11 protein-coding genes are annotated in these 14,019 nt (G+C 61.3%); 1 reads left to right on the forward strand and 10 read right to left on the reverse strand.

The window, feature by feature from the left end; genetic code table 11:
• Positions 1 to 18 precede the first annotated feature (18 nt).
• Entirely contained in the window at positions 19 to 1,743 is a 1,725-nt protein-coding gene (locus AC13QE_RS30265; RefSeq protein ID WP_488486525.1) for a sigma-54 interaction domain-containing protein, read from the forward strand.
• A 151-nt stretch (positions 1,744 to 1,894) separates the two neighbouring features.
• On the opposite strand, the gene mce is transcribed toward AC13QE_RS30265, so the two are convergent.
• The 10 genes from mce to AC13QE_RS30315 all read right to left on the reverse strand — a co-directional run bounded on the left by mce (position 1,895) and on the right by AC13QE_RS30315 (position 14,019).
• Entirely contained in the window at positions 1,895 to 2,338 is a 444-nt protein-coding gene (gene mce / locus AC13QE_RS30270) for a methylmalonyl-CoA epimerase (RefSeq protein WP_488486526.1), read from the reverse strand.
• Between the two features lie 10 nt (positions 2,339 to 2,348).
• Positions 2,349 to 4,475 carry a methylmalonyl-CoA mutase gene (scpA, locus tag AC13QE_RS30275; protein ID WP_488486527.1) on the reverse strand — a complete coding sequence of 709 codons (2,127 nt, stop codon included), beginning with the start codon at positions 4,473 to 4,475 and terminating at the stop codon, positions 2,349 to 2,351.
• Positions 4,475 to 6,478 carry an acetyl-CoA carboxylase biotin carboxylase subunit gene (locus tag AC13QE_RS30280; protein ID WP_488486528.1) on the reverse strand — a complete coding sequence of 668 codons (2,004 nt, stop codon included), beginning with the start codon at positions 6,476 to 6,478 and terminating at the stop codon, positions 4,475 to 4,477. The genes scpA and AC13QE_RS30280 overlap by 1 nt, the downstream gene beginning before the upstream one ends.
• 24 nt (positions 6,479 to 6,502) lie before the next feature.
• Positions 6,503 to 8,035 (reverse strand): acyl-CoA carboxylase subunit beta, encoded by a 1,533-nt coding sequence (locus AC13QE_RS30285; RefSeq protein ID WP_488486529.1) that lies wholly within the window; start codon positions 8,033 to 8,035, stop codon positions 6,503 to 6,505.
• 85 nt (positions 8,036 to 8,120) lie between these two features.
• Positions 8,121 to 8,771 (reverse strand): 3-oxoacid CoA-transferase subunit B, encoded by a 651-nt coding sequence (locus AC13QE_RS30290; protein ID WP_488486530.1) that lies wholly within the window; start codon positions 8,769 to 8,771, stop codon positions 8,121 to 8,123.
• Between the two features lie 10 nt (positions 8,772 to 8,781).
• Positions 8,782 to 9,489: a CoA transferase subunit A gene (locus AC13QE_RS30295; protein ID WP_488486531.1), complete on the reverse strand. Its 708-nt coding sequence runs from the start codon at positions 9,487 to 9,489 to the stop codon at positions 8,782 to 8,784.
• Positions 9,490 to 9,505: 16 nt separating this feature from the next.
• Complete coding sequence (locus AC13QE_RS30300) at positions 9,506 to 10,288, reverse strand: enoyl-CoA hydratase-related protein (RefSeq protein ID WP_488486532.1); 783 nt, start codon at positions 10,286 to 10,288, stop codon at positions 9,506 to 9,508.
• A 16-nt stretch (positions 10,289 to 10,304) separates the two neighbouring features.
• Entirely contained in the window at positions 10,305 to 11,207 is a 903-nt protein-coding gene (locus AC13QE_RS30305; RefSeq protein ID WP_488486533.1) for a hydroxymethylglutaryl-CoA lyase, read from the reverse strand.
• A complete protein-coding gene (locus tag AC13QE_RS30310) occupies positions 11,207 to 13,225 on the reverse strand; it encodes an acetyl/propionyl/methylcrotonyl-CoA carboxylase subunit alpha (protein WP_488486534.1) in 2,019 nt (672 codons plus the stop codon). Before AC13QE_RS30310 ends, AC13QE_RS30305 begins: the two co-directional genes overlap by 1 nt.
• The gene (locus tag AC13QE_RS30315; RefSeq protein ID WP_488486535.1) at positions 13,222 to 14,019 is read right to left on the reverse strand and encodes an enoyl-CoA hydratase/isomerase family protein; all 798 of its coding nucleotides are present in this window, start codon (positions 14,017 to 14,019) and stop codon (positions 13,222 to 13,224) included. Before AC13QE_RS30315 ends, AC13QE_RS30310 begins: the two co-directional genes overlap by 4 nt.

The raw sequence follows: 14,019 nt of genomic DNA on the forward strand, positions 1-14,019 counted from the left end.
GGCAATAGGTGACGTATGGTGGATTCAAAACTTCGCTCGCTGATCGACGGTGCGATCGCGGAAATTGGAGAACTTCTGAATGCAGCCCTGCCTACGGCGGGGCTGCATCTGGCTCTTCTTGACGAGCACCAAAAGCTCCTCTCATCGTATTCCCACAACATTTCGGTGGCTGCGCCTGCTATTGGCGCGTCTTACGGGCCGATACTGGACAAGTTGGCCGCGCGCGACAGGGTCCATGTTGCGAAATCTGAAGTCCGCTCTCGGCAAGCGGAAGGACTACTTCTGTGTCTCGCGGCTGAATTAGACCATTCCGACGCAATTGAGAATATTGCAAAAATCGCCGCGAAGTACCTGTCTCGCTCGATGACGCAGCATACGAACACTGAATCGCTCAACAGGGCGATCGCCGAGCAAATGGCGATCATGGATCACATTTCCGACGGCCTGCTTGTTTTGGACAGCGATGGCGTCGTGCAGCACATGAATGTCCCTGCATCGCGTATGCTCAAGCTTGAGATTTCCGATTGCCTCGGGAAGCAGCTCGGTAAAATTCTTGACTTCGATCTTACCATCCGTGACGTGTTTCGAACGGGGAACCCTTACGTAGATCGGGAATTGCATATCCGATCGTCCCGCCTCGATCTGCAAATCATGGATACGGCCATCCCCATTCGGAACGGAGATGGGACCGTTCTATCGGTCGTAAACACGTTCCGGGAGATGTCTCGCGTCAAAAAGCTTTCTAACCGAATGGCCGGCGACCGTGCGCGCTACCGCTTTTCGGACGTCCTAGGTCATTCCAGAGCCATCAAGGACGCAATTGTCGAAGGCAAGAGAGCGGCACGCTCCGACGCAAATGTGCTGATTTCTGGTGAAAGCGGAACCGGCAAGGAGGTCTTCGCCCAAGCCGTGCACAACGAAGGCCGTCGAGCCGGCAGCGCCTTCGTCGCAATCAATTGTGCGGCATTGCCGAGAGACTTGATCGAAAGCGAGCTGTTTGGATATGTTTCCGGGAGCTTTACCGGTGCAGACAAGGTTGGTCGGCCGGGCCGCTTTGAACTCGCCTCAGGAGGTACGATCTTCCTGGACGAGATCTCCGAGATGCCGCTCGATGTTCAAGCGAAGCTGCTGCGCGTCCTTCAGGAGCGTCAAATTACGCGCATAGGAGGGGCTGCCAGCATAGCTATCGACGTGCGCGTCATTGCCGCAACCAACCGAGACCTCAGGGAGATGGTCGCAAAGTCCGCGTTCCGGGAAGACCTGTACTATCGCCTGGATGTCATACCGCTCAACCTTCCCCCACTTCGTCACAGACGTGAGGATATCGCAAGACTGACGGACGAGTTCGTCAGGCGCAGTTGCGCGAATTTACATCGCTCTACGATCTCGCTGTCCAGGGAAGCACTCGGTCAGCTCACAAATTTCTCGTGGCCGGGCAATATCAGGCAACTTCAGAACATCATCGAGCGTCTTGTCAACTCGGTGGATGGCGACCATGTGGAAAGCATCCCGGACAATTGTTTGTCAGTCGAATTGACTCCCGCCGCGACAGCATCGGTGACAGAGGAAGGAAAGTTCAATCTGGATGCTATCGAGAGGCAGACCATACTGCGTTGCCTCGAAGATAGCGGATACAATATAGCGAAGTCTGCCGGTGCACTTGGTATCACCCGGCCGACGCTCTATGCGAAACTTCGGAAATACGGAATCCGTCTGACAAACCAGCTTGTGCGAGGCGTTTGAAAGTATTGAGCTGAAGAAGCGACACGTCTGAGGACCGATAATCGCCTGAAACATAGCCGCCAACAGCTCGCTGGAATCCGGTGATTTTCGGCACCCGGCAGAATGCTCGGCTTTTCAGGGTGGATTGCGAGATGCACTTCGTCTGACGCCACTATTTTTCGTCAGGCGCATCTGCGCGGTCGGACAAGGCGCGAGATTGTTCCTCGAACTCAAACAACGCGCCGTGAAAATCCTTGGGATGGGCGAAGAGGACGGGTTTTCCGTGGGCGCCGATTTTCGGCGTGCCGTCGCCGAGAATGCGGGCGCCGGCGGCGTGGACGGCTTCCGCTGCGGCGCCGATATCCGCCACCTCGAAGCAGAGGTGGTGGACACCGCCGGCCGGGTTCGTCTCCAGAAAACCGGCGATGGGGGAGACCTCGCCGAATGGATGGAGCAGTTCGATCTTGGTGTTCGGCAGCTCCACGAAGACGATGGTGACGCCGTGTTCGGGCAGGTCCTGTGGCGCGGAGACCTTTGCACCCAGCTGGGCATAGCGGTCGGCGGCAGCGGCGAGGTCGGGCACGGCGATGGCGACGTGGTTGAGCGCTCCGAGCATGGGCTTCTCCTTACTGATTGCGGATCCGGCCTTCGACAAGGTCGAGCACGGCATTGGCCGCGTCGAGCACATTGGTGCCGGGGCCGAAGACGGCGGCCACGCCGTTTTCGATGAGGAAATCGTAGTCCTGCCGCGGAATGACGCCGCCGACGACCACCACGACATTCTCCGCCCCGCGTTCGCGTAAGGAGGCGACCAGCGCTGGCGCCAGCGTCTTGTGCCCGGCGGCAAGCGAGGACATGCCAACGACCTGCACCTTCGCGTCGACGGCAAGGGCGGCCGCCTCTTCCGGCGTCTGGAAGAGCGGCCCCATCAGCACATCGAAGCCGAGGTCGCCGAAGGCCGAGGCGATCACCTTCGCGCCGCGGTCATGGCCGTCCTGACCGAGCTTGGCCACCATGATCTTCGGCCTGGCACCGTGCGCGGCTATGCGCCCGGCGAGCATCGTGTATTCCGGGTCGTCGCCATAGGCGGGGCCGTAGATGTCGCCGACCACGTCGGGCACGGCGGCGTGGTCGCCGAAGGCGCGGCGCATGGCATCGGAAATCTCGCCCACCGTCGCGCGCGCCCGTGCCGCAGCGACCGCTGCTTCCAGAAGGTTGCCTTCGCCGGTCTTCGCGGTCGTTTCCAGTGCGCCGAGCGCTGCGGCCACGGCCGCGCCGTCGCGCAGGCGGCGGATGTCGGTGAGCCTCTTGATCTGCGCGGCGCGCACGGCGCTGTTGTCGATCTCCAGAATGTCGATCGACTGTTCGTCCTCCAGCCGGTATTTGTTGACGCCGACGATCACCTCGTCGCCGCGGTCGACGGCGGCCTGCCGGCGGGTCGCGGCCTCCTCGATCAGGCGTTTCGGCAGACCCTCGATCACCGCCTTCGTCATGCCGCCCATCGCCTCCACCTCTTCGGTCAGCGCCCAGGCCTTTTCGGCGAGCTCATGGGTGAGGCTTTCGACATAGTAGGAGCCGGCCAGCGGATCGACCACTTTGGTCACGCCTGTCTCGTGCTGGAGGATGAGTTGCGTGTTGCGGGCGATGCGGGCGGAAAATTCCGTCGGCAGCGCGATCGCCTCGTCGAAGGAATTGGTGTGCAGCGACTGCGTGCCGCCGAGCACGGCGGACATCGCCTCGAAGGCGGTGCGCACGATGTTGTTGTAGGGGTCCTGCTCCTGCAAAGAGACGCCGGAGGTCTGGCAATGGGTGCGCAGCATGCGCGAGGACGCCTTCTTCGGCTGGAACTCGTCCATGACGCGGTCCCAGAGGAGGCGGGCGGCGCGCAGCTTGGCCGCTTCCATGAAGAAGTTCATGCCGATGGCGAAGAAGAAGGACAGGCGGCCGGCAAAATCGTCGACATTCAAGCCCTTGGCGATGGCGGCGCGGACATATTCGCGCCCGTCGGCGATGGTGAAGGCTAATTCCTGCACCAGCGTCGCGCCGGCTTCCTGCATGTGATAGCCGGAGATCGAGATGGAGTTGAATTTCGGCATCTCGCGCGCCGTGTAGTCGATGATGTCGGCGATGATCCGCATCGAGGGCTGCGGCGGGTAGATATAGGTGTTGCGGACCATGAACTCCTTGAGGATGTCGTTCTGAATGGTCCCGGACAGCGCCTCGCGCGCCACGCCCTGTTCCTCGCCGGCGACGATGAAGCTCGCCAGGATCGGGATGACCGCGCCGTTCATCGTCATGGAGACGGAGATCTTCTCCAGCGGAATGTTGGAGAACAGGATCTTCATGTCCTCGACGCTGTCGATGGCGACGCCCGCCTTGCCGACATCGCCGACGACGCGCGGATGGTCGCTGTCATAGCCGCGATGGGTGGCGAGGTCGAAGGCGACGGAAACGCCCTGCTGGCCGGCGGCGAGCGCCTTGCGATAGAAGGCGTTGGAGGCCTCGGCGGTTGAGAAGCCGGCATATTGCCGGATCGTCCAGGGGCGGCCGGCATACATGGTGGCGCGCGGCCCGCGCACGAAGGGGGCAAAGCCCGGCAGCGAGCCGAGATGATCAATGCCCGCGACGTCGTCGGCGGTATAGACGGGCTTGACGGCGATGCCCTCAGGTGTGCGCCAAGTCAGTGTTTCCGGGGCGGCGCGCAGTTCCTTTTCGGCGAGCGCCTCCCAGTCCTGAAACGTCTTGTCGGCCATCATTCGAACTCCAGGATCGTTTCATCCACCGCAAGGCTCTGCCCAACCGTGACGGCGAGGCGCTTGACGGTGCCGCGGCGCTCCGCCCGCATCATGTTTTCCATCTTCATCGCCTCGATCGTGGCAAGCGCCTGACCCGCCTCGACGACATCGCCTTCGGCAACGAGCAGCGCGATGACGACGCCGGGCATCGGGCAGAGCAGTAGTTTCGACGTATCCGGCGGCGCCTTCTTCGGCATGAGGCGGGCAAGGGCGGCGACACGCGGCGCACGCACATGCACCTTCACGTCCATGCCCTGCCAGCGCAGGCGGATCGCCGGCCCCACGAGGTCGACCTTCACGCCTAGCCGCTGCCCCGCGACGGCGAAACCGGCATGACGGCGGCCGGGCGTCCAGTCGCTTTCGACAGAAAGCGTCTCGCCGGTCTCGAACTGGACGGAAACGCTGCCGTCCCGGTTTTCCAATGTCAGCGCCTGCTCGCCATCGGCAAGGCTGGCGACCCATCGCTTGCCGACGACGCGGCGGTGATTGCCGATCGTGCCGGAAATCTGCGCGGCGCGCTCCTGCACGGCCTGCTGCACGAAGGCGGCGACGGCGGCAAGCTGCCGGGCTGCCGTGGCATCCGGTGCGACGCCGTGAAAGCCGTCGGGAAACTCCTCGGCGATGAAGGCCGTGGTGAGCCGTCCGGCGCGAAAACGCTCATGGCCCATCACGGCGGAGAGGAAGGGCAGGTTGTGGCCGATGCCTTCGACCTCGAAATCGTCGAGGGCATCAGCCATGGCGTCGATGGCGGCAAGCCGCGTCGGCGCCCAGGTGCAGAGTTTCGCGACCATCGGGTCGTAATACATCGAGATTTCGCCGCCCTCGAAGACGCCGGTATCGTTGCGCACGATGGTGCCATCCGCCTGCGCGCCTTCCGCCGGGGGGCGGTAGCGGGTGAGGCGGCCGATCGAGGGCAGGAAGTTGCGGTAGGGGTCTTCCGCATAGAGCCGGCTTTCGATCGCCCAGCCGTTGAGCTTGACGTCATTCTGCCCAAAGGACAGGCGCTCGCCGGCGGCAACGCGGATCATCTGCTCGACGAGGTCGATGCCGGTGATCAGCTCCGTCACCGGATGCTCCACCTGCAGGCGCGTGTTCATTTCGAGGAAGTAGAAATTCCTGTCCCCGTCGACGATGAATTCCACCGTGCCGGCGGAATGGTAGCCGACGGCTTTGGAAAGCGCGACGGCCTGTTCACCCATGGCCTTGCGCGTCGCGGGGTCGAGGAAGGGCGAGGGCGCCTCCTCGACGACCTTCTGGTTGCGCCGCTGGATGGAGCATTCCCTCTCACCGAGATAGAGCGTCGTGCCATACTTGTCGCCCAGCACCTGGATTTCGATATGGCGCGGCTGCGTCACGAATTTTTCGATGAAGATGCGGTCGTCGCCGAACGAACTCTTTGCCTCGTTCTTCGAGGCCTGAAAACCCTCTCGCGCCTCCGCATCGTTCCAGGCGATGCGCATGCCCTTGCCGCCACCGCCGGCAGAGGCCTTGATCATCACGGGATAGCCGATCTGGGTGGCGATCGTCACCGCCTCGTCGGCATCCTCGATCAGGTCCATATGGCCGGGCACGGTCGAGACACCCGCCTCGGCCGCTAGCTTCTTGGAGGTGATCTTGTCGCCCATTGCCTTGATGGCGCCGACCGGCGGACCGATGAAGGCAACGCCTTCCTTCTCCAGCGCCTCGGCGAAGGCGGCGTTTTCCGAGAGGAAACCGTAGCCGGGATGCACGGCATCCGCCCCGGTCTTGCGGATCGCCTCGATGATCCTGTCGATGACGATATAGGACTGCGCCGAGGGTGCCGGGCCGATATGCACGGCCTCGTCGGCCATCTCGACATGCAGCGCCCCGCGGTCGGCATCGGAATAGACGGCGACGGTGGCGATGCCGAGCTTCTTCGCGGTCTTGATGACCCGGCAGGCGATTTCGCCGCGATTGGCGATGAGGATCTTCTTGAACATTCTTTCAGGCCTTTATCGCGTCGCTCAGAGCGGGATCGTGTCGTGCTTCTTCCAGCGCGTTTCCACCTGCTTGCCACGCAGGGAGGCGAAGGCGCGGGCGATGCGGCGGCGCGAGGAATGCGGCATGATCACCTCGTCGATGAAGCCACGTTCGGCGGCGACGAATGGGGTGGCGAAGCGCTCCTCATACTCCCTGGTGCGCGCATCGATCTTTTCCGGGTCGCCGAGTTCCGAGCGGTAGAGGATTTCCGTCGCGCCCTTGGCGCCCATCACCGCGATCTCGGCGGTCGGCCACGCATAGTTGATATCGGCGCCGATATGTTTGGAAGCCATGACGTCATAGGCGCCGCCATAGGCCTTGCGGGTGATCAGCGTCACCATCGGCACGGTGGCCTGGCTATAGGCGAAGAGCAGTTTTGCGCCGTGCTTGATGACGCCGCCATATTCCTGTGCGGTGCCCGGCAGGAAGCCCGGCACGTCGACCAGCGTCAGGATCGGGATGGAGAAGGCATCGCAGAACCGCACGAAGCGGGCGGCCTTGCGCGAGCTGTCGATGTCGAGGCACCCGGCCAGCACCATCGGCTGGTTGGCGACGACGCCCACCGTTTCGCCCTCGATGCGCACGAAACCGATGACGATGTTCTTCGCGAAAGCCTCCTGGATCTCGAAGAAATCGCCCTCGTCGGCGACCGCCGTGATCAGTTCCTTCATGTCGTAGGGCTTGTTGGAACTGTCGGGAACCAGCGTGTCGAGCCGGGCTTCCAGCCGCGCCGGATCGTCGTGAAAGGGGCGCAGCGGCGGCTTCTGGCGGTTGTTGAGCGGCAGGAAATCGAACAGGGCGCGGACCTGCTCCAGCACCTCGATATCGTTTTCATAGGCGCCGTCGGCGACGGAGGACTTTTGCGTGTGGGTGCGCGCGCCGCCGAGCTCTTCCGCCGTGACGATTTCGTTGGTGACGGTCTTCACCACGTCCGGGCCGGTGACGAACATGTAGGACGTGTCGCGCACCATGAAGATGAAGTCGGTTATGGCCGGCGAATAGACCGCGCCACCCGCGCACGGCCCCATGATGACGGAGATCTGCGGGATGACGCCCGACGCCTCGACATTGCGCTTGAAGACATCCGCATAGCCGGCAAGCGAATCCACGCCCTCCTGGATGCGCGCGCCGCCGGAATCGTTGAGCCCGATTACCGGCGCGCCGTTGCGCACCGCCATGTCCATGATCTTGCAGATTTTCTGCGCATGGGTCTCGGAGAGGGAGCCGCCGAGCACGGTGAAATCCTGGCTGAACACATAGACCTGCCGGCCGTTGATCGTGCCCCAGCCAGTCACCACGCCATCGCCGGCGATCTTCTGCCCCGCCATGCCGAAATCGACGGCACGGTGTGTGACATACATGTCATATTCTTCGAAGGAGCCTTCATCGAGCAGAACGTCGATACGCTCGCGCGCCGTCAGCTTGCCCTTGGCATGCTGCGCATCAATGCGCTTCTGGCCGCCGCCAAGGCGGGCTGCATGCCGGCGAGCTTCAAGTTGGTCGAGAATTTCGTGCATGGGATCCGTCCGTAGGGCAGTGCCGCCACGCGCTGCGGGGTGTACCTGAAAGCCACTTCGCAGCAGCCGTCGATGATGAATGAGCTCAGGGCGCTCGATGCACCGAAGCGCCGACGGCAAATTCCGCCGAGGTCTTTGCGGCTATCTCATCGATGGTCACACCATCGGCGACCTCTTGAAGGACAAGCGCACCGTCCTCGATCCCGAACACCGCAAGGTCGGTGATCACGAGATCGACCACGCCTTTGCCGGTCAACGGCAGGGTGCACGCTTGCACGAGCTTGGGAGCACCGGCGGCGCAATGCTCCATGACAACAACGACCCGCTTGACGCCGGCAACAAGATCCATAGCGCCCCCCATGCCCTTGACCATTTTTCCAGGCACCATCCAATTGGCGAGGTCCCCATCCTGCGAGACTTGTAGCGCGCCCAGAATGGATAGATCGATGTGTCCGCCTCGGATCATTGCGAACGAATCTGCCGAGGAGAAAAAGCTCGAGGTCGGCAACTGGGTGATCGTCTGCTTGCCAGCGTTGATAAGGTCTGCGTCTTCCTCTCCCTCCAATGGGAAAGGGCCCATGCCGAGCATCCCATTCTCGCTCTGCAACTGCACCGACATGCCTTCCGGTATGTAGTTCGCAACGAGCGTAGGTATTCCGATTCCGAGATTGACATAATAACCATCGCGCAGCTCCTGCGCAGCGCGGGCCGCCATCTGGTCGCGTGTCCAAGCCATTAGTTCCTCCTCATGCCGTTTCTCTGCGGCGGACCGTTCGTTGTTCGATATGTTTCGACGGATTTGCATTGACGACGATCCGGTCGACAAAGATGCCAGGTGTCACGATGGCGTCGGGATCGAGCTCGCCGCATTCCACCAACTGTTCGACTTCCACCACACAAACTCTTGCGGCGGTTGCCATGACCGGATTGAAATTTCGGGCGGTCTTGCGGAAAATGAGATTGCCTTCACGGTCCGCTTTCCATGCGTGAACGAGGGCGAGGTCGGCCTTGAGAGCACTTTCAAGAACGTAGGTTTCGCCATCGATAACCCGCGTTTCCTTGCCCTCCGCGACGATCGTGCCGGCGCCGGTCTTGGTGAAGAAAGCCGGGATACCGGCACCACCGGCGCGGATGCGTTCGGCGAGCGAACCTTGCGGGGTGAATTCCAGCTCAAGCGTACCGGACAGATACTGCTCGGCGAAAAGCTTGTTTTCGCCAACGTAGGAAGACACCATCTTGCGGATTTGCCGCGTCTCCAGCAGCAAGCCGAGACCTATGCCGTCAACGCCTGCATTGTTGGAGATAATCGTCAGGTCGCGTGCACCTGTTTCCTTGAGAGCATGGATCAGCTCCTCTGGAATGCCGCACAGCCCAAAGCCGCCCGACATCACCGTTATTCCGTCCGACACGACACCCGATAGGGCTGCCGCGGCACTTTCGAAGATTTTGTTCACACTGCCCCTCCATATTTCAATGAGTGAAGACGGGAGCGCGCTTCGACAGGAAGGCATCGACCCCCTCGGCGAAATCGTCACGCGCCGCGCATGCCAGAAACGACGTCTTCTCGGCATCGAGATGGGCCGCGAATGCTGGTAGGAAATCACGCTTGAGAAGAGCCTTTATCCCACCGGCAACGCTTGCCGAATTTCGGGACAGCTCTACGGCCAGCGCATCGACCGCATTGTCCAACTCGGCGGCGGTGGTGACCGAACTGATAAGACCCATCTCAAGAGCCTGCTCGGCTTTATAGGTTCCGCCCGTCAAGAAGAGTTCGGCCGCCTTGGTTGGTCCGATCCGCTCCGGCAACAGAAAAGTGCCGCCGCCATCGGGGGTGGTTCCCAACCGGCGATAGGCAGGGGTAAATCGCGCTGTCTCATCCGCGACGACAATGTCACCGCCAATCGCCACGGAAAAACCACCGCCTGCCGCAGCGCCGCGCACGGCGCAGATAACGGGCTGCGGAGCCTTGTGCAAAGCGAGGATGAACGCGTGGAAGTGATCGATGATTTCTGTAATCACCGGCTGCGTCTTTTGAGGCTCACCTTTGAACGCGGAAATGTCGCCGCCGGCCATGAAGTGATTTCCTGCGCCGCGCAGGACAATGGCTTTCATGCCGCGAATAGATGGAAGTTCCTTGGCCAGGTCACCCATCGCGCGGGACATCTCGAGATTGACGGCATTGAGTTCCGCGGGGCGATTGAATGTGATCGTTCCCGTTGTCCCGGAAAGTTCAAAAAGAAGCGTATCGCTCATAGGCGGTCCCTTTCATTTAGGCAGTTCTGGAGTGGCCAAGCGCGCGGAAAACAGCCGATTGCGGTTCTTTGCCGAGTGTTGCGGCTATGAACGACACGGCTTCGAGGAGCGCGGTCAGGTTAACACCGCTGTCGATGCCCATGCCGTTGAGCATGTAGACGACGTTCTCCGTCGCTACGTTGCCGCTGGCACCCTGGGCGTACGGGCATCCGCCCAGGCCACCGGCTGCGGTATCGATGACAGAGACGCCTGCTTCGAGCGCCGCATATATATTGGCCAATGCCTGGCCATAGGTGTCATGAAAGTGGACGGCGGTCTCCTCGATGGGAATAGAACCGGCCAAGGCCGCTATAAGGTCACGAACCTTGCCCGGGGTACCCGTTCCGATCGTATCGCCCAAAGAGATTTCGTAACAACCAAGGCCGGAGAGTGCTTCCGAAACAGACACGACAGCGCCTAAATCCACCGTGCCCTCGTAGGGGCAGCCGAGCACACAGGAGACATAACCGCGTATACGAATTCCCGCGCTACGGGCGCGTTCGGCCACGGGGCGGTAGCGATCGATCGATTCTGCAATGCTGCAGTTGATGTTCTTTCGAGAAAAACTTTCCGACGCTGCGGCAAAGATTGCGATTTCCCGCGCACCGGCCTCCAAGGCGGCATCAAGCCCCTTCTCGTTTGGCACAAGGACGGGAAAGTTACATTTGTGGTGTGCCTGGACAGCCCTCAGGACGTCGGCCGTGCCAGCCATCTGGGGAACCCATTTCGGCGATACGAAGCTTCCCACTTCTACCGTATCCAGTCCGCAAGCCAGCAACTTCTCGACGAACGCGATGCGGGTTTCAACATCAAGCGAGACAGCCTCGTTCTGCAGACCATCGCGCGGGCCGACCTCGACAATTCTGACGGCAGTCGTCATCATTCGGATCCTTTCGCTTCGAACTCCGCGAGCTCCACGCCTTCCTGAACGAAGTCGCCGAGAGCACATTTCAACGCCACAAGCGTTCCATCGGACGGGGCTTTCAACGTGTGCTCCATCTTCATCGCCTCCATGATGAGGACGGGATCGCCCCGCTTCAGCACATCGCCCGGCGATGCGAGAATCTGGGAAACGGTGCCCGGCATCGGTGCTTTGAAGTGGCCTCCCGATGCAGCTGTATCGTCATCTCCCTGCAGCGGATCGATCCAGCGAAGTTTTCGGCGGCCGCGGGGTGTTACCAGTTCCAGATCCCGTTCAGTCCAGCTTGCAGAAACAGTTTCCTTCGCGTCGCCGAGGAAAACGTCGAGGCGACCGTCATCCCGGATCCGTGACTGAAATGGCAAACTGTTGGGGCCGAAGGTGAGCGACAGTCCGTCCCGCCCGTAGACGAGGGTGGTTTCGACCGTAGCTCCCGCAGTTTCGAAGGCGAACGAGCGTTTGCGCCTCCCCGCGATCATCCAGCCGTCATTTGCGTTCCAGGGAGAGCCCGTCGTTCCGGCGGGTGCAATACGCGCAATCGACAAGGCTGCGGCCACGGCAGAGGCCGTATCAAGTTCTGTTGGTTCACCTTCGGGCGCCAGTAGCGCACCGAGCTCGCGTTCGATGAACCCGGTATCCATCGCCCCGCTTCGAACGTCGGCATGGCTGACCAGCGCGCGGAGAAATGCGGAATTGGTTTTCACACCGCCTACCTGGAAGCCATCGAGAGCCTCGCTGAGACGATCTAGAGCCTGAAGCCGGTCCGCCCCGTGGACGATCAGCTTGGCGATCATCGGGTCATAATGCGGGCTAATCCGGTCACCCTTGCGAAAACCGCTGTCGATCCGTAGCGACGGACCGGTCGGAGGTTGCCGCCATGTGGTTACCGCGCCAATGGACGGAAGGAAGCCGCTTTCGGGGTCTTCTGCATAGATGCGTACCTCGAAGGCATGACCCTGCATTTTGATCTGATCTTGCTGAAGCGGCAGCGCCTCCCCGAAGGCGACCCTCAGCTGCCATTCCACGAGATCGATACCGGTGATCATTTCTGTCACAGGATGCTCGACCTGGAGGCGGGTGTTCATTTCGATGAAGTAGAAGCCGTCGTCGTTTGCAACAAACTCAACTGTGCCTGCGCCAACATACCCGACTGCCTGACCCGCAGCGCGAGCAGCAGCGCAGACTTCCTCGCGCGCGGCTTCGCCGAGCGTAGCAGAGGGCGCTTCTTCGACCACCTTCTGATGGCGGCGCTGGAGCGTGCATTCGCGTTCAAAAAGCGAGACGACATTGCCGTGGGTGTCGCCAAAAATCTGCACTTCGATATGGCGAGGCCTGACGATGTATTTTTCGACAAGCACGTGATCGTCGCCGAATGCAGCAGCGGATTCACGCTTTGCGGCAGCGACGGCATCGGCAAGCGTGGATGCGCTTTCGGCTACACGCATCCCCTTACCGCCGCCACCGGCGGAGGCCTTGATCAGAACCGGGTAGCCAATATCCTCTGCCGCTTTCGAGAGCGTATCGATATCCTGCAGCTTGCCATGATACCCGGGGACCAAGGGCACGCCCGACCCTTCCATCAGTGCCTTGGCGGACGACTTCGATCCCATGGCTCTGATCGCTTCGACGGACGGTCCGATAAAGATCAAACCGGCGTTCGCACAAGCCTCCGCGAACTCCTCCTTTTCGGAGAGAAAGCCATAGCCGGGATGAACGGCTTCGGCGCCGGTCCGTAGGGCAGCGGCAATGATCTTTTCGATGCTCAGGTAACTTTCGCGAGCAGGCGCCGGACCCAACCGCACCGCTTCGTCCGCAAGCGATACGTGCCGAGCATCGCGGTCGGCGTCGGAGAATACCGCCACAGTGCGAATTCCCATCCGCCCCGCCGTTTCGATGATCCGGCAGGCAATCTCGCCGCGGTTGGCGATCAGCAGCTTATTGAAACGGCGCGCGAGTTGGGTTGCTTTGATCTTGCTCATTGACTGTCACTTTCCGATATCCAGTTGGGCTTGCGGCGCTCGAAGAAAGCGGCGAGCCCTTCCTTGGCCTCGTCCCGTGATCGAATGTCTGCGATGCGCTCCGCCGTCATATTGGTCAGCGCATCATTGATCTCTGCAAACGCGATATCGGAGATCAGCTGCTTTGCCGCCTTTCTGGCCTCGGGCGCGTTGGCGCGTAAGAAGCGAACAATTGCCAGCACACGTTCTTCAAGGCTGTCGGCGTTAACGACCTCGTGAACGAGGCCGATGTTCATCGCCTGTACAGCGTCGAAGGCTTCCGCTGTCTGGAAATAGCGACGTGCCTGGCGCGGGCCGATCGCCCGCACGACATAGGGACCGATGGCCGCCGGGATGAGACCGAGCTTCACCTCCGACAAAGCGAACTTTGCGATGTCGGCGGCGATGGCAATGTCGCAGCAAGCGACCAGTCCGACTCCGCCGCCGTAAGCGGGGCCCTGAATGGCGCAAACGGTGGGTTTGGAAAGACCATCGAGCGTACGCATCAGTCGTGCCAAGGCACGCGCGTCGGCAATATTATCCGACCTTTCCTGCTGCGCTGCCCGCTTCATCCAGTCGAGGTCACCGCCGGCGCTGAAGCTCTTGCCCTTTGAGGCAAGGACAACGACATCGACGGCCGAGTTTTGATCGAGGTCGACGAACGCGTATGTGAGCGCTGTGATGAGAAAATCGTCGAAAGCGTTGTGTTTGTCGGGGCGGTCTAAAGTGATCCGCCCGACGCCACTCTCTATCTCTACCGTAAATCCCTCACTCAT

The organism is Martinezella sp. CNPSo 3957 (genome assembly GCF_057784395.1).